Annotated in this window: 15 protein-coding genes; 2 read left to right on the top strand and 13 right to left on the bottom strand. The window is 68.6% G+C overall.

The features are described from left to right. Positions 1-12 precede the first annotated feature (12 nt). The 4 genes from ACWDNU_RS22760 to ACWDNU_RS22775 form a co-directional block, all read right to left on the bottom strand. Positions 13-840, bottom strand: coding sequence for a hypothetical protein (locus tag ACWDNU_RS22760; protein WP_449670370.1), 828 nt, complete (start codon positions 838-840; stop codon positions 13-15). Next, positions 837-1,463, bottom strand: coding sequence for a SigE family RNA polymerase sigma factor (locus ACWDNU_RS22765; protein ID WP_354748662.1), 627 nt, complete (start codon positions 1,461-1,463; stop codon positions 837-839). The genes ACWDNU_RS22760 and ACWDNU_RS22765 overlap by 4 nt, the downstream gene beginning before the upstream one ends. A gap of 61 nt (positions 1,464-1,524) precedes the next feature. After that, positions 1,525-1,878 carry a DUF952 domain-containing protein gene (locus ACWDNU_RS22770; RefSeq protein WP_449670371.1) on the bottom strand — a complete coding sequence of 118 codons (354 nt, stop codon included), beginning with the start codon at positions 1,876-1,878 and terminating at the stop codon, positions 1,525-1,527. Between the two features lie 68 nt (positions 1,879-1,946). Further along, entirely contained in the window at positions 1,947-2,822 is an 876-nt protein-coding gene (locus tag ACWDNU_RS22775; RefSeq protein WP_449670372.1) for a DUF5926 family protein, read from the bottom strand. 76 nt (positions 2,823-2,898) lie between these two features. Between ACWDNU_RS22775 and ACWDNU_RS22780 the strand changes: the two genes are divergently transcribed. Then, positions 2,899-4,053: a cytochrome P450 gene (locus tag ACWDNU_RS22780; RefSeq protein WP_449670373.1), complete on the top strand. Its 1,155-nt coding sequence runs from the start codon at positions 2,899-2,901 to the stop codon at positions 4,051-4,053. A gap of 304 nt (positions 4,054-4,357) precedes the next feature. On the opposite strand, the gene mca is transcribed toward ACWDNU_RS22780, so the two are convergent. Further along, on the bottom strand, positions 4,358-5,173 hold the full coding sequence (mca, locus tag ACWDNU_RS22785) for a mycothiol conjugate amidase Mca (protein ID WP_449670374.1): 816 nt from the start codon (positions 5,171-5,173) through the stop codon (positions 4,358-4,360). After that, positions 5,170-6,510 carry a DHA2 family efflux MFS transporter permease subunit gene (locus ACWDNU_RS22790; protein ID WP_449670375.1) on the bottom strand — a complete coding sequence of 447 codons (1,341 nt, stop codon included), beginning with the start codon at positions 6,508-6,510 and terminating at the stop codon, positions 5,170-5,172. Before ACWDNU_RS22790 ends, mca begins: the two co-directional genes overlap by 4 nt. A 101-nt stretch (positions 6,511-6,611) precedes the next feature. Between ACWDNU_RS22790 and ACWDNU_RS22795 the strand changes: the two genes are divergently transcribed. Continuing rightward, a complete protein-coding gene (locus tag ACWDNU_RS22795; protein ID WP_449670376.1) occupies positions 6,612-7,214 on the top strand; it encodes a TetR/AcrR family transcriptional regulator in 603 nt (200 codons plus the stop codon). Here ACWDNU_RS22795 and ACWDNU_RS22800 read toward each other — a convergent pair. From ACWDNU_RS22800 to ACWDNU_RS22830, 7 genes are all read right to left on the bottom strand, one after another. Beyond that, positions 7,211-8,305 carry a DUF4328 domain-containing protein gene (locus ACWDNU_RS22800; RefSeq protein ID WP_449670380.1) on the bottom strand — a complete coding sequence of 365 codons (1,095 nt, stop codon included), beginning with the start codon at positions 8,303-8,305 and terminating at the stop codon, positions 7,211-7,213. The two genes, ACWDNU_RS22795 and ACWDNU_RS22800, sit on opposite strands and share 4 nt — an antisense overlap. A 411-nt stretch (positions 8,306-8,716) precedes the next feature. After that, a complete protein-coding gene (locus tag ACWDNU_RS22805; RefSeq protein WP_238603641.1) occupies positions 8,717-9,073 on the bottom strand; it encodes a rhodanese-like domain-containing protein in 357 nt (118 codons plus the stop codon). A gap of 44 nt (positions 9,074-9,117) precedes the next feature. Then, a complete protein-coding gene (locus ACWDNU_RS22810) occupies positions 9,118-10,908 on the bottom strand; it encodes a sodium/solute symporter (RefSeq protein WP_449670377.1) in 1,791 nt (596 codons plus the stop codon). A 70-nt stretch (positions 10,909-10,978) separates the two neighbouring features. Continuing rightward, entirely contained in the window at positions 10,979-11,488 is a 510-nt protein-coding gene (locus ACWDNU_RS22815) for a hypothetical protein (RefSeq protein WP_449670378.1), read from the bottom strand. 6 nt (positions 11,489-11,494) lie between these two features. Continuing rightward, positions 11,495-12,328 (bottom strand): LytR/AlgR family response regulator transcription factor, encoded by an 834-nt coding sequence (locus tag ACWDNU_RS22820; RefSeq protein WP_182893611.1) that lies wholly within the window; start codon positions 12,326-12,328, stop codon positions 11,495-11,497. An 85-nt stretch (positions 12,329-12,413) separates the two neighbouring features. After that, complete coding sequence (locus ACWDNU_RS22825) at positions 12,414-13,259, bottom strand: S49 family peptidase (protein WP_449670379.1); 846 nt, start codon at positions 13,257-13,259, stop codon at positions 12,414-12,416. Between the two features lie 18 nt (positions 13,260-13,277). After that, positions 13,278-14,582, bottom strand: coding sequence for a sensor histidine kinase (locus ACWDNU_RS22830; protein WP_370932645.1), 1,305 nt, complete (start codon positions 14,580-14,582; stop codon positions 13,278-13,280). Between the last annotated feature and the right edge of the window lie 815 nt (positions 14,583-15,397).

Below are 15,397 nucleotides of genomic sequence, written 5' to 3' on the forward strand. Positions count from 1 at the left end.
CCCGCGGAATTTTCAGCCGGCGCAGTCCTGCGTCTTCGCCCGGACCTCGATGGCCTGGACAGCCCCGTCCGAATTCAGCGTGAAGTGATACGCCCCCTGGTCGCCGGTCGGCGAAACGAGCGCGCTCCCCGACTCCGACGTACCTGGATAGGTCGACGTGACCTGGTCCTTCGGCGTCCCGTCGCCCACGCCTTCCGGGGTATGCGCGGCACCGTCAGGCTTCACCGCGACCACGCCGTTGTCCGGCGAAACGACCGCTGTCGCGGCGGGAACGCCAGCGCCGCTGACGTCGTAGTACGTGCAGCCAGCCGACTCTTTGACCGCCGTGAGCTTCATGCCCTGGTCCGTGAGCTGCTGCTCGGTCATGCCGAGCTTCACCGCGCCCAGGCCGTCCGAGGTCACCAACGCTCCGGAAGCGGCCTTCGTCGGCGTGGTCTTCGGCGGTGCCGGCTTCGTGTGGTGCGGATGCGCGGGCGGCACCGGCGGTTCGGCCGTACCGTGCTCCGACGATTCGACCGGCGCTTGCACCTGCGTCGATTCAGCGCTCGAAGGAGGCTCGGGTACCGAAGAAGGCACCGTGGGCTGGGCCGACGCGACTTGCTGGGCGGTGAAGTCAGTCGCCGCCGGCGGCGTGCGCAACTGGATCACCACGAGACCGGCCGACGCGACCGCGAGCACGCACGCCGCTCCGGCCGCGGACGTCAGGACGCGCTGCCTGCGCCGCCGCCGACGTGCGCCCGCCAGGATGACCGACGCGGCGTCCTCGGTTGGTTGGACGGCCAGCCGGTCGTCCGTGAGGAGGGCGCGGAGGCGCTGTTCCAGATCGTCGGACTCGCTCACCCCGCGTCACCTCCTTCCTGGTTTTTCAGTTTCGCCCGCAAGGACGCGATGGCCTTGCTCGCTTGGCTTTTCACCGTCCCCTGGCTGATGTCCAGCGCCTTGGCGATTTCCACTTCGGACAGTCCTTCGTAGTACCGCAACACCATCACCGTGCGCTGCCGCGGCGGGAGGTCGCGCAGCGCCTGCCACAGCGGCTCGTGCTCGAACGGATCCTTCGGCGCGCTCGGGCTGGTCTCCGGCAGGTCCGCGACGAGGTTCTCCCGCCGCGTCCGGCGCCAGCGGCTGACGTGCGCGTTCGCCATCGAACGCCGCACGTAGGCCAGCGGGTCGCCGGTCTTCTGCTGCACATACGACCAGCGCGCGCCCATCTTTTCGAGCACGGTCTGGACCAGGTCCGCGGCGTCGTGCGGATTTCCGGTGAGCACGTGGCCGTAGCGGAGCAGGCCGGGCAGGGCTTCGCGCACGAAGTCGCCGAAGTCCGCGGTGGTGTTGACGGCTTCCGCCTGAGGCCCGGCCCACGGCGGATCTCCGCTCGCGAGGGGCAACGCGGCTGCTGTCACCGTATCGCCCCCTCCCCGGATGACCGCGTCGAGCGACGGTTCCTCGTCATCCCCACCACGCATGAGCGCCCCCCGGGGTTGTCCCGTCTCCGTCGCTACTTTCCGTAGCTGTGGACAACTGAGGTCAGCGCACGGAAAGCGACTCGGGCAGCTTCAAGGCACCGCCGGAGTCAGTGGGGAAATCGTGTACCGAGACCACAGCGTTTCGCGGGATCGGGCCGTAGATGTGCGGAAACTGGATTCCGCGCGGGTCCGGCGGGTCCCCGTCCTCCCAGCGGACGGGCGCGTCGACCAGCTTGGGGTCGATTTCCAGCAGCACCAGACCGTCTTGGCCGCGGAAAAGCGCGTTGGCGGGCAGCGCGACGGTGCCAGGGTCCGAGCAGTGGATGAATCCGGCGTCTTCGAGCGAAGGCGCGCGGTATTCGCCGTCTTCGGGCACCGCGGCCCACTCGTCGCGGGTGCAGATGTGGAGGATCACGCTGTGATCGTCCCATCGACTTACCCACATGTGGACAACTCAGGTCGAGTTGTCCACATGTGGATGTGTCAGCGAATGGTGAGCTGCCGCCCGATGAGACCGTCGCGGGCACGCCGCTCGGTGGCGTTGAGCGGCTCCGAGTCGAGCGACTTGAGCGCCTCGTCCAGCCGGGCGCCGAGCTGCTCCTTGGGCTCGGCCCACTCCCGCGCGTGCGCCTCGGGGTCGAGGTCCCACACCGGGACGAGCAGGCCGTGCGCGCGGAACGAACCGGCGTAGCGGGTGCCCTCGCCGAGGCCGAGCGTGCCGGCCGCGGACAGTCGCGCAAGCGCTTGCAGCAGCAGGTTCTCCGGCTCCGGGCGGACCCAGCGCAGGTGCGCCTTCTCGCCGGCGAGCACCCAGTACGCGCCGGAACCGAGCCGGTCGGTGGGCATGATCGCGGCGTTGGCGCGCTCAAGGGAGACCGCGACGTCGCCGGTCGCGTCCGCGTCCTCGGGCAGCCACCAGGCGAAGTCGGTGTGGAGGTCGACCTGCAGCTCCGCGCTCGGCACGAGCAGGTCCTGGAGCCGGTTGTGCTCGTCCGGGTCGGTCGGCGACGTCGTGTCCGGCACTGACAGCACGTCGCCCGGCCCGGCCTCGAGCAGCCAGCGCAGCGCGCGGCCGAGGTCGCGGCTGATGTCGGAGGAACGCGTCTGCACCTGGAGGCCGAGGAAGCGCTCCCCGTCCGAACGAACGAACGCCGCGGCGGCCATGGGCAGCACTGTGCCGAGCGTGACGTCGCCGCCGTCGGCGAGCGTGAGCTTCGCCGTGGCCGACGGGACGAACTCGCGCAACGCGATCAGCTCCGGCTCCGCCGCCAGACCCTCGAACGGCTGCCCGACGAAGACGTCGCGCACCTTCGGCTTGCGGTCCGGCTTGGGACCCTTCTTACGCGCGCCTTTACCCATTTCAGCCTCCTTGGAACTCGGTGTCAGACGCTATCGAAGCGATTGGGTACGCGGGCTCGCGGGTTAGAGTCTGCTCGTGTTCGACCCTCGCGATCCCGCCTTCCTCGCCGACCCGTATCCCGCGTTCGCCGCGCTGCGCGCCGAAGGCGAGGTGCACCAGCATGACGGCCTCGGCATCGCGATCACGGTTTCGCACGCCGCGTCCGCCGCCGTTCTCCGGCACCGCGGACTAGGCCGAATCTGGACCGACGCGCAGCCGCTGGAACGGTTCGCATCGTTCAACCTGCTGCACCGCAACTCGTTGCTGGAGAACGAACCGCCCGCGCACACCCGCCTGCGCCGCGTCATCGCGGGCGAGTTCGGCCGGGGCCACGTGCAGCGGTTGCGTCCGATGGTCGCGGAACTCGCGGAGTCCATGGTGGACACTCTGGCCGCGAAAATCGCCGCTGACGGCAGCGCGGACCTGCTGGAACATCTGGCACAGCCGTTGCCGGTCGCGGTCATCGCGGAGCTGTTAGGCGTCCCGACCTCGGACGGCTCGCAGCTGGTGGCGTGGAGCAACGCCATCGTGAAGATGTACGAATACGGCCTGTCCGAGGACGGCCGCGACGCTGCCGAGCAAGCCGCGGCCGATTTCGTGGCCTACCTGCGCGACGTCGTCGCTGGCTCCCCGCGCGGGATCGTCCGGGACCTGACCGCGAGCGAACTGACCCCGGACGAGGTAGTCGCCACCGCGGTCCTGCTGCTGATGGCGGGCCACGAGGCGACGGTGAACGTGATCGGCAACGGGGTGACCGCGTTGTTGACCCACCGCACGGAATGGGAGCGGCTTAGGTCCGACCCAACGTTGCTGGACTCGGCTGTGGAAGAACTGATCCGCTTCGATTCGCCGTTGCAGTTGTTCGAGCGCACGGCGACGGAGGAGGTGGAAATCGCCGGTCATCGGGTGGCGAAGGGCTCGAAGATCGGGGCGTTGCTGGGTGCCGCGGCGCGCGATCCGAAGGTGTTCGATGCTCCGGACACCCTGGACGTCGGCCGGTCGCCGAACGCACACCTCGGGTTCGGGATGGGGATCCATTATTGCGTCGGAGCGCCGCTGGCCCGGGTGGAGATCGCGGCGGCGTTGACTGCGCTGACGAAGCGACTTCCGGAGTTGCGACTGGCGGCGGTGCCGGAGCGTCGGCCGGAGTTCGTGATCCGGGGGCTGCGGAGTTTGCCAGTGACTGCCTGAATTTCGCGGGTTTGGGGTGGTGAGTGCTGGATAATCGCGCTGGTCTCCGGCGGAGATCCGTCCACAATGGATGCTTCCGCCGAGATCTCCCTCCGCACCGCCGCACCGCCGCACCGCCGCACCGCCGCACCGCCGCACCGCCGCACCGCCGCACCGCCGCACCGCCGCACCGAAACGATCACCTGGCAGCGGCCTCAGCGCAACCCCGCGAACGGCCCGGCACACCGCACTCACCATGGCGCACCCGCCGAAACCACCGTCGAGTCCGCGCGGGCAACCGAGAGCCTCTCCCCGAGCAGCGCACTCACCGCAAACCCGCGAACAAGTCGTCCTCCAATCCCGCACCGATCTCGACCGGGCCGTTCGTGCGGGCCAGGTAGTAGTCCTCCCAGGGCCAGGCTTTTCGTTCGATCTCGCGGGAGTGCGCGAAAAACGGGTGCGCCGGATCCATCTGTGTGGCGTGCGCGCGCAACGCGGCATCGCGGGTCGCGAAGTGTTCTTCGCAGCGGATTCGGGTGGTCACGGTGAGCACGTCCGTCGGCGGGAGTTCTTCCAGGACGGGGCCCATCATCGACTCTTGGCCAGCGGCGAGGGTCGCCTCGTGCATGGCTTCGAACCAGGATCGGCTGAGGGTGGCCAGGTAGTAGAGCTTGCGCGGGGTGCCGTCGTCGGACTCGTCGAACGCGGCGGTCGTGACCTCATGGGTGCGGATGTGGTCGGGGTGTGGATAACCGCCGGTTTCGTCGTAGGTGATCACTACCTGTGGACGGAATTCCCGCATCAGGTCCAGCAGTGGTTTTGTCGCTTCAGCTAAAGGGATTTCGGCAAAGCTTCCACAGGGAGAAGGTTCCGTCATACCCGAGTCCTCGTGGCCCAGGAAAGTTTGCCGGATGCCGAGAATCCTTGCTGCATCAGCCATTTCTCGGCGGCGGATGGCAGGCAGATCCCGTCGGACGTCCTCTCGGTTCAAGGTTGGGTTGAGTACATCGCCGCGCTCGCCGCCGGTACAGGTGGCTACTAGGACGTCGACGCCTTCGCGTGCATAGCGGACTAGCGTCGCGGCGCCTTTGCTTGATTCGTCATCGGGGTGGGCGTGCACGGCCAGGAGGCGCAGCGTCATGCGCGGGATCCTTTCGGGAAGAAGAGGACGGGGATAAAGCTCAGCAGCGAGAGGCCTAGCGCCCAGGTGAAAGTGGTACCGAAGGCGGCGGCACCAGGCGGTTGCGCGTGCAGGACGGCTACCAGCAACGCTGTGCCCAGCGAGCCGCCGATGCGGTTGACGACGTTGATCGCGCTCGCCGCTCGGGGGATTTGGGCGCGTTCCAGCGAGGTGTACAACATCGTCATGCCGGGGGTGGCCGTCGCGCCTAGGCCGAACCCACGGATCAGCAACGAAACTGTCAACAGGGTCGGGCTTGGGGAATCTCCGAGTTGGGTGAAGGCGATGGTGCCTACGAGGGACAGTGCGATGCCGGTGAGCATGACGGTTCGGGAGCCGAAGCGGTCCAACAGCTTCCCGCCTGCGATGAGGACGACGGCGGAGCCTAAGGCCTGTGGCGCTAGGAGGAGTCCGGCGGCTAGGGCGGACGTGTGCTGGATTTGTTGGTAGTAAAGCGGAAGCAGCAACATCGAGCTGTACAGCGACGCGCCCAGCAAGAAGGTGCTCGCGCTCGCGACAGTGAAAGCCTTGTGCGCGAACAACTTCAGGTCCAGCAGCGGCACCGCAACACGACGGGCGTGCCAGGCATAGGCGATGAGCAGCACGGCACCGGCGATGGCGAACGCGGTGGAGCCTTCGCCCAGGCCGTAGCCGAGTGCGCCGAGTCCTGGCGGGAGCAATAGCAGGCCGCGGACGTCTAGCGGGTCGCGCGTGCCCGTTGGTTTCTCGCGCGGCAGCACTCGGACGGCGAGCAGCAAGGTAGCGACGCCGAACGGGACGATTCCGAAGAACAGCCAGCGCCAGCCCAGATCCTGGACGAGTGCGCCGCCCAGCATCGGGCCCAGCACGGGCGCGACGGTGGCGGGCAGCGTGACGACGCCGATCATCCGGCCCAGCCGAGGGCCGGCCGCCTGCGCGAAGATCGCCTGACCGACTGGCTGCATGAGACCGCCGCCTAGGCCGTGCAGTACGCGGAACGCGATCAACGCCGGCGCTGACCAGGCGAACCCGCACAGCACTGTGCCCAGCGTGAACAAGCCGACGGCCACGATCCACACCTGACGGCCGCCGAATCGGTCGGCGAGCCAGCCGGACAGCGGGATGGTGAGCGAGGCGGCCAGCAGGTACGCGCTCGCCACCCACTGCACGGTCGGCAGCGAACTGTCCAGGTCACGCGCCATCACGCCGATCCCGACCGACACGATCGTCGCGTCGAGGATCGACAGCACGGCGCCCAGGATCAGCACCCCGCCGAGCCTGCGAAGCCCGGCATCGGAGACCGGAAGCTGCGTGGTCATCGAGTCGAGTCACCCCCTTCATTAGGTCGGACCTGAGATTAGGTCGAACCTAGTTAATGGGTCAAGCACAATTTTAGGTCGGACCTAGTACAGTGACCGGGGTGAGCCTCAGGGAGCAGAAGAAACTGGAGACCCGGCAGACGATCTCGGCGGTGGCGACGCGGCTGTTCATCCGGCGCGGGTTCGACCAGGTCACGATCGCCGAGGTTGCGGAGGCGGCACGCGTCGCCAAGATGACCGTGACGAATCACTTCAGCCGGAAGGAAGACCTGGTCTTCGACATCCGGACGGATTTCGTGGACTGGCCCGCGGACCTGGTCCGGGCCGATCCGGAGAAGCCGGCGCTGGACGCCGTGCGGGACGGGTTCTTCGCCGAACTGGACAAGACGAGCGCGCTGCTCGGGTTCGCGGACGTGTCCTTCGTGCGGATGGTGCGGCAAAGCGAACGCCTCACGTCCGCGCTCCGGGACATGCACGCCGACCGGGAAAACCAGCTCGTCGCCGCGCTGCTCGACCGGCACCCGGACCGCGAAATGCTGTCGCGGACGGCCGGGGCGCACCTCACGTCAGTGCTGCGTCTGCTGTTCGACGACGTCTGGCAGCTGATCTGGCAAGACGTCACAATGGACGACCTGGTGAAGCAGATCCGGAACTCGGCGGCGGTCGCGTTCGGCCAGCTGGAACCGGCGCTCGGCGACCTTTAACGCGCGGCGCCGACCGGCCGCGCGGTCCGCAGTTCCGGCTCCGGCGCGCCCTCGATCTTGAGCACGCGGAGGTCGCGCAGCCGTTCCGGGGCGATCGGCATCAGCAGATGCGAGAACCGGCGGATCACCAGCGCGGTGACGATCGCGAGCGCGGCCGCGGCGAGGTCGGTAAGCGCGACCAGCAGGACGCTGTCCGCCATCGCCTGCACGCCCGGCCGGATGCGCCAGATGATCGTGACGACCAGCAGCACCCAGTTCGCCAGCCACGTGCCCCACCAGCCGAGCACGAGCCGCGAGGGCTTCGGCCGCGCGTCGCGGGGGCGGCGGAGCACGGCGTGCTCCAGTTCGCTGACCACGGACAACGCGAGCGGCAGGTTCACGATCGGCACCAGCACGCTCACGAGCACCTGCCAGACCGGCCGCGGCGGCGCTTCACCGGCTTCGTCGGCGGCGGCTTGCCGGGCGACCAGCAGCCACCAAACCGAGAGTCCCGCTGGCAGCAGCGAGAAGATCGTGGTGAGCAGCCCGGCGAGCATCACGAACGCATCGGAGAACCCGACGACGCTGGTGTTCAGCGCGGAATCGCGGCTTTCGACGAGGAGCGCGTACCGCCAGATCTCCGCCACCGCCGCGATCACCGCGAGGACGGCGAACGTCCAGAGGATCGTCGTGAGGCTCCGCGCGAGCACCGGAATCCGGTCGATCGGCCGGACCTCGCCGGACGCGGTGCCGGGCACGTTCGTCGGACGGCGCCAGGTGAGATTCGGGAAGCCCCATCGCGGCGGCACCGGATAGGACGGCGGACCGGAATAGGGCGTCGCAGGCACGGCGCGGCGACGGCGGACGGCACTCGGCGGCGGGGAGGCGACCCAGCGCAGTTTGGCCGCGCGCTTCGGCGGAATCGGCTGCGGCTGTTGCTGAGCCGGTCGGTGGACCGCGCCTTGCGGGGCGGCGGTGAACGGGCGCGGGTACGCCTGCGCCGGGTATTGCGGATGCGCGGGGTACTGCGGCTGGTACGGATTGGCGAACTGCTGGCCGGGATGCGCGGGCCCGGCTTGCGGCTGCGCCCAGTGGCCGGGGTACGGAGGCATGCCTGGCTGGGCAGCACCGCCGGGATACGGCTGCGCACCGGATTGCGGCGGCGGGCCCGGCTGGGCAAAGCCGGTGGGCTGCGCACTCGCGCTGCCGGGCTGAACGGGATACGACTGCGCGGGGCCAGGCTGAGCCGGATACGACTGCGCGGCGAACTGCTCGCGCCCAGTCGACTCCGCGTCCGCACCACCAGCCTGGCCAGGCTGAGACTGCGAAGCCCCAGCCGACCCGGCATGGCCCACGCCAGAAGGCTGCCCATAACCCCCCGAAGAACCGCCAGCCTCAACCGGCGACCCAGAACCCGGCCGGGCACCGTCCCCAGCGTCCCCTTCGTCGCGGCCGAAGCCAGGAACGAACGACGCCGGGTCCGCGGACTCCGGCGGCTCGGGAACAGACTGGGCAGGCATCCGTCAGAGAACCTCGGGTTCAGTGTCGGGGTTTTCGCTCACCATGCGACGGCCTTCGCGGGCCCAGGCTCCCATGCCGCCCGCGACGTTGACCGCGTCCCAGCCGCTGGCGTTCAGCCAGGCCGCGGCGCGCGCCGAGCGGCCGCCGGAGCGGCAGATGACGTAGACCGGGTTGTCCTCGGGGAATTCGGCGAGTTCGCCGACGCGCGCGGGCAGTTCGCCGAGCGGGATGTGCACCGCGGCGGGGGCGTGCCCGGCGGCCCACTCGTCGTCCTCGCGGACGTCGAGCAGTGCGACGTCCGCGGGAAGGTCGCGGACTTCAGCGGTCGGAATTTCAGCAGGGCTCACCACAGGTTCCATGCTCCCATGTCATGACGTTGTACGCGTGTGAGGAACGCTAACCGCTATCCCTTGCGGTGTCGTCCCCGGCTGGCGCGCAGCTTCTCGTCGGCCTGGCCGAAGCGGGCGACCGCGCGGTCGCGCATCAGGCCGAGCGGGTCGGGGGCGTGCAGGCGCAGCATGATGTCGTTCACCAGTTCCGGGCGGCCGGACCGGGTCAGCCTGCTCACCACGTAGGTCGCCAGGAACGCCGCGGGCACCGAGATCAGCGCGGGCTGCACGGTGAACCACGGCATCTTGTCTCCGGTGTACTCGCACACGATGTTGTACGCCAGCGCGCCGAGCACCAGCCCGCCGCCGACGACCATCCCGGCCAGCGCGCCCGGCCAGCTGAGCTTGCGCCACCAGATGCCGAGCAGCAGCAGCGGGCTGAACGTCGACGCGGCGAGCGCGAACGTCATCCCGATCGACAGCGAGATGTCCTCGGTGCGGAAGATCAGCGTGAGCACCATCGGGCATATCGCGACCAGCAGGGTCGCGACCCGGAAATCCTTGACCCGGCCCGGCAGCAGGTCCGTCGACACCACCCCGGCCACGCTCACCAGCAGTCCCGAGCAGCTCGACAGGAACGCCGCGAACGCGCCCGCCGCCACCACCGCGGCGAGGATCTGCCCTGGCCAACCCGGCAACACCGCGGTCGGCAGCAGCAGCACGGCGGCGTCGGTGTTGCCGGTGAGCAGCAGTTGCGGCACGTACATCCGCGAGAGCGCGCCCAGCATCGTCGGGAACAGGTAGAACAGCCCGAGCAGCAACAGCACGTGCACGGTCGTTCGGCGCGCAGCCTTGCCGTCGGGGTTGGTGTAGAAGCGGACCAGCACGTGCGGCAGGCCCATGGTGCCGAGGAACAGCGCGAAAATCAGCGAGTACGTCTGCAGCAGGTCGGTGATGCCGTTCGACGCCGGATGCAGCCACGCGTCGTTCGACGTGGGCGCGTCGCTCACGATCGGCACCGGCGTGCCCGCGGCGAATTCCAGCGTCGTGCCCGAGGACACCTTGTGCGGCACGAGCGGCGACCAGCGCGCCATGCCGCCCGCGGGACCGCCGTCGATGTGGCCGTGTGCGTAGAAGAACGTCTCGGTGGTGACCTTCACGGTGACGTCGGTTTGCACCGTCACCTTGGTTTCCGACGGAAACACCGGCGGCGCGGGCGCACCGAGCGCACGAAAGCCGCCCGGGCCGCCGCCGGAGAAGAAAACCATGCACAGTACGAAAGTCGGCACGGCGATCGCGAACAGCTTGAGCCAGTACTGGAACGCCTGGACCACGGTGATCGCACGCATCCCGCCGGCCATCACGTTGCCCGCGACCAAGACGATGACCACCAACGCGCCGACCCACGCCGGTACCGGAACGATCTGCGCGAGCGTCAGCCCCGCGCCCTGCAGCTGCGGGACCATGTAAAGAATCCCGATGAACACCGCACCCGCGGTCGCGAACCGGCGCAGCCCGATCGAGCCGAGCCGGGCCTCCACGAAGTCCGGCAGCGTGTACGCGCCGGACCGGCGCAGCGGTGCGGCGACGAAGAGCATCAGCGCGAGATACCCGGCGGTGAAGCCGATCGGGTACCAGGTCGCGTCGGCACCTTGCTTGAGCACCATGCCCGCGACGCCGAGGAACGACGCCGCCGACAGGTATTCGCCGGAAATCGCCGCGGCGTTGCGGCTGGAGCGCACGGTGCGGCGGGCGACGAGGAAATCGTGCGTGCTGGTGGCACCGCGCGACGAACGGAAGCCGAGGTAGAACGTCGCGAAGGCGACCAGCACCAAGCCGGTCAACGTCCACGGGGTCAGCTGCACGGCGTGAATCCTCGCACGACCACACGGTTTGACGACGCGCCGCCACCACGGCGCGCATCCCCCGCGCGGGTCAGTTCTCGATCATGTCGACGAAGTCGCGTTCGTGCCGTTCGGCGAGCCGGTTGTACCAGAGGCCGACGGCGAAGAGGAACGGGAACGGAAGCAGGCCGAGCACGAGCCACGGGATCGGGATGCCGATCACGGTGAACCGCGCGACCGCCGGGAGGAAGTAGAACAACGCGGGCAGCATCCCGAGCACGACCAGCACGAACACGGCCAGCCACACCGACGTCCGCAACTGCACCTTCACCAGGTCGCGGACCAGCAGTTTTCCCCAGCTGGTCTGCTCTTCCAGCTCGACCCGCCCGCGCATCCGCCCGGACGACTGCCGCGAATCGGCGAGCACCACTTTTTCCCGTTTCGGCCGCACGTGCGCGGGTTCGCTGGAGCGCGGAGCGGGTTCGGGAGCCGGCGGCACCGGTTCGACCACCGCGCGGTCCTCCGGCCGCACGCCCAGCGTCGGGTCCGGTTCGCGGACGCCGTTCGAGAGCCGGTGGTAAGGGTCTTCGGGCGAGGACATCGACGGCTAGCCGCCCCGGCCGGAACCGACGATGCGGTCCTTCAAGGCCCGGGTGTGCCGCCTGCTGACCGGCAGGACTTTCTCCTCGTTGCCGATCACGACCTGGTAGCCGCCCTGGCCCATCCGCATTTCGGTGATCAGCGGCAGCGCGACCAGGAACGACCGGTGGATCCGCACGAATCCGGCCTTCTCCCAGCGTTCCTCCAGCTGGGCGAGCGGGATCCGGACCAGGTGGCTGCCCTCGGTGGTGAACAGTCGCGCGTAGTCGCCTTGGGCCTCGACCCAGCGGACCGACGAACGCGGGATCAGCTTCGTGGTGCCGGCGAGTTCGACCGGGATGACCTCGTCGTCGTTCTTCACCGGCTCGGCGCCGCCCTGTCCGGCGGGCGGGCCCGCGACCGTGGCCAGCTTCTCGCGCACGCGCGCGACGGACCGGTCGAGCCGGTCCTGCTGGAACGGCTTCAGGACGTAGTCGACCGCGCCGAGGTCGAACGCGTTCACCGCTTCCTCGGCGTGCCCGGTGACGAACACCAGCACCGGCGACGGGTTCATCGCCGCGATCACGCGCGACATCTCCATCCCGGACAGGCCGGGCATGTCGATGTCGGCGAACACGGCGTCGACCGTCGGCAGGCCGCTTGCCCGCCGGGCAGCCAATTCCGGGTCGTCGTGCGAGAACAGCCGCAGCGCGTCGGAGGCGTCCGAGGCCTGGAAAACGCGGTGGATGTGCGGGTTGTTCTGGAGTCCGTGGCTGAGTTCGTCCAGCCCGGCCAGCTCGTCGTCCACGGCAAGGACGATGAGTTTCCGGGTGTCGTCGTGAGCACTCACAGTGAGACGCATCCTGCCGATTGCGAGGTGCATTGTCCAGACCCCAGCCGAGAGAGCCGCTTGTGAGTGGCGTACCGGAGTCGCCGCTCACCAGCTGTCACAGCCCGAAACGCGACCAAGCCGCCTTCGTGGTGACCGCGTCCAGCAGCGCGCTCGCCGCCGCCGGGGTACCGATCCCGAGCCGTGCGAGCAGCGGTTTCTTGGGCTCGGCCACGGAAATCTCCGCGCCGGGGTACCGCTTGGTGACGATCTCGCGCAGCGAACCGAGCCCGTCCACGAGGCCGAGGTCGACGGCTTTCTGCCCGAGCCAGACGTCTCCGGTGAACAGATCGGTGGAATCGGTCAGCCGGTCGCCGCGGCGTTCCTTGACCCATTCGACGAACAGTTCGTGCAGCTGGCTGTGCATGCTCTTCAGCCACTCGACGTCCTCGGGCTTCTCCGGGCTGAACGGGTCGAGCCGCGATTTGTTCGCTCCCGCGGTGTGCAGCCTGCGCTCGATGCCGAAGCGTTCGAGCAGCCCGGTGAACCCGAACCCGCCGCTGATGACGCCGATCGAACCGACCATGGACGTCCGGTGCGCGTAGATCTCGTCGGCCGCGCACGCGAGCCAGTATCCGCCGGACGCGGCGACGTCCTCGGCGAACGCCAGGACCGGCACGCCCTTTTCGTCGGCCAGCTGCCGGATCCGCTCCGCGACCAGGCCGGACTGCGTCGGCGCGCCGCCGGGCGAGTTGATCTGCAGTGCGACCGCCTTGAGCCGGTCGTGCGCGAACGCCCTGGTGAGCGCGGATTCGACGGCACCGAGGTTGATCGCGCCGCGGGCCAGCGGCGACGGCGTCGGCGTGATCACGCCGTGCAGCTTCACGACGGCGACCACGTCCTTGCGGTCGCCCCGGTCGCCGAGCACGGGAAGGCGGGAAGTCAGCTTGTCGGTCACGCTCATCTGCCCAGGCTAACCAGTTCAGTGCGCGGGCAGCATTCCCGAACGCGAGCCGTGCACTCCGTCGGGTTCCGGTTCGGGCTCGACCGGCGCGGGCGGCTGCTGCGGGACGTCGGCGGAGTAGTCCGGCATGTTCGGCCGCACGCCGAGCTTGAACTTCGGCACCCGCAACGCGACCTTCATCCCCGCACCCGGCGCGGTTTCGACGGTGAGCGCGTAATCCTCGCCGAATACCTGCCGCATCCGCTGGTTGATGTTGCCGAGCCCGACGTGCGCGCCAGTGCGGTGCGCGTTGCGCAGGTCGGTGAGCTGCCGCGGATCCATGCCGATGCCGTCGTCCTCGACCGTGATCAACGCTTCGTGCCCGTCGTCCCGCGCGATCACCGTGACGCAGCCACCGCTCGGCTTGCTCGCCAGACCGTGTTTGACGGCGTTTTCCACCAGCGGCTGGATGATCAGGAACGGCACCACGACGCTCAGCACCTCGGGCGCGATCTTCATCCGCACCTCGAGCCGACCGCCGAAACGAGCGTTTTCGATGGTCAAGTACCGGTCGATGTTGCGCAGTTCCTCGGCGAGCGTGGTGTACATGCCGGACGTGCGGAACGAATAGCGCGTGAAGTCCGCGAAGTCCTGAAGCAGTTCGCGCGCTTCCTCCGGGTCGGTGCGGATGAGCGCGGAGATCGTGTTGAGCGCGTTGTAGACGAAGTGCGGCGAGATTTGTGCGCGCAGTGCTTTGATTTCCGCCTGCTGCAACTGATTGCGCGACTCTTCCAGCCGCGCGAGCTCGAACTGCGTGCAGACGAATTGCCCCACGGCTTCAGCCATCTGCACCAGCTTGCCGCGCGTACGCCCGACCACGATCAGCGTCGCCTCAGCCTCGCCCTCAACGAGAATGGGAACGATGGCGGCGGTCTTCATCTTGCAAGTGCCCCGGTGATTGCAGGGCATCTTGTTGTGATCAGCGACGGCGCGCCGATGCTTGCGCAACGCGGTGCCGATGTCCTCGACGACGTCCAGATAGTGATCGGTGGCCTCGCCCGCCCAGGACAGCAGCGTGCCTTCACTGTCCGTGATACCCACGGCGAGACAGTCGAGCACCTCGAGCAGCTCCGCCGTCATCCGGTTGGCGGCCTCCTCGTCGAGCCCCGCCCGGAGGTTGGGCGTGGCCTTGGACATCCGGTGGACGGCCTGCAAAACGGCGTCCTGGATGACGCCCTTGGGCCGGCGCGCCCGGAAGGCGAGGACCAGCACCACGATCACCAGGATGCCGACCAGGGCCCACGGGACGACCAGCGCATAGGGGAAGTCGGACACGACGTCCATGCTCTGCGCTCGACCGACCGGGTGCAAGGTCTGCTTCCCACTTTCTGTCCAGTAGCGACGCCGAGAGTGGCCAAACCCTACCGTCACTCCCGGTGAGCGTGAGGATCTTGCGCCATTCGAGTGGTGGCGGTGGCTGTCGGTCGCTGAAGAGTGGGGTGAAGGGACCGTTCATGACTACGGATGGTTAAGGGTGAGGGGTCCCTTCATTGCTTTGCTAGTGCGGATGAGGGTTCTTGGGTTGGTGCCGTGCGCGGGGCCTCGCTTGCGAGCCAACTTGGCTGAAGATCGCCGGGGATCGGAACGCTTCCCGCGAAACCAGCCGGGGACTTCGCGCGAGACCGGCCAGGACTCTTCCCTGCGAACCAGCGAGACCTTTCCGTGAGACCGGTCAGGACTTCCCCGCGAACCAGCGGGACCTTTCCGTGAGACAGGTCAGGACTTCCCGCAAGGCCAGCGGTAGGTCGTGAGGGACCCCCTGAGGGAATCGGAGTCCGTGAGGGTTCCCCTCACGACCTCCGCACGCCGTGAGGGGAACCCTCACGGACTTGGCTTCCTTTAAGGAGCCTTCACGCTCTCCGCCGCGCCGCACCCAACGCTCGAGGCACCCAGCCCCTCCCACCAACCAACCGCCACTGGTGCACCCGCTATCGAAGCACCCAGCCCCTCCCCCGCACCCCGATATGAAGCGTCCCTGCGGTCTGGGGGTGCTTGTCAAGGCATCTTTCCCGCGGTTCGGGCAGCTGGCGTTCCAGACGCTGCAGCAGTTCGAGGACGGCAAGCCGATCCCGCCGAGCATCGTCATCACCGACGACTCG

The organism is Amycolatopsis sp. NPDC003676 (assembly GCF_053587275.1).

Excerpts from the sequence above, each read along its gene's own strand:
- ACWDNU_RS22815 (WP_449670378.1), bottom strand. The coding sequence starts at position 11,488 with ATGTCCTCGCCCGAAGACCCTTACCACCGGCTCTCGAACGGCGTCCGC.
- ACWDNU_RS22775 (WP_449670372.1), bottom strand. The coding sequence starts at position 2,822 with ATGGGTAAAGGCGCGCGTAAGAAGGGTCCCAAGCCGGACCGCAAGCCG.
- ACWDNU_RS22790 (WP_449670375.1), bottom strand. The coding sequence starts at position 6,510 with ATGACCACGCAGCTTCCGGTCTCCGATGCCGGGCTTCGCAGGCTCGGC.
- ACWDNU_RS22765 (WP_354748662.1), bottom strand. The coding sequence starts at position 1,463 with ATGCGTGGTGGGGATGACGAGGAACCGTCGCTCGACGCGGTCATCCGG.
- mca (WP_449670374.1), bottom strand. The coding sequence starts at position 5,173 with ATGACGCTGCGCCTCCTGGCCGTGCACGCCCACCCCGATGACGAATCA.
- ACWDNU_RS22825 (WP_449670379.1), bottom strand. The coding sequence starts at position 13,259 with ATGAGCGTGACCGACAAGCTGACTTCCCGCCTTCCCGTGCTCGGCGAC.
- ACWDNU_RS22800 (WP_449670380.1), bottom strand. The coding sequence starts at position 8,305 with ATGCCTCCGTACCCCGGCCACTGGGCGCAGCCGCAAGCCGGGCCCGCG.
- ACWDNU_RS22820 (WP_182893611.1), bottom strand. The coding sequence starts at position 12,328 with ATGCGTCTCACTGTGAGTGCTCACGACGACACCCGGAAACTCATCGTC.
- ACWDNU_RS22830 (WP_370932645.1), bottom strand. The coding sequence starts at position 14,582 with ATGGACGTCGTGTCCGACTTCCCCTATGCGCTGGTCGTCCCGTGGGCC.
- ACWDNU_RS22805 (WP_238603641.1), bottom strand. The coding sequence starts at position 9,073 with ATGGAACCTGTGGTGAGCCCTGCTGAAATTCCGACCGCTGAAGTCCGC.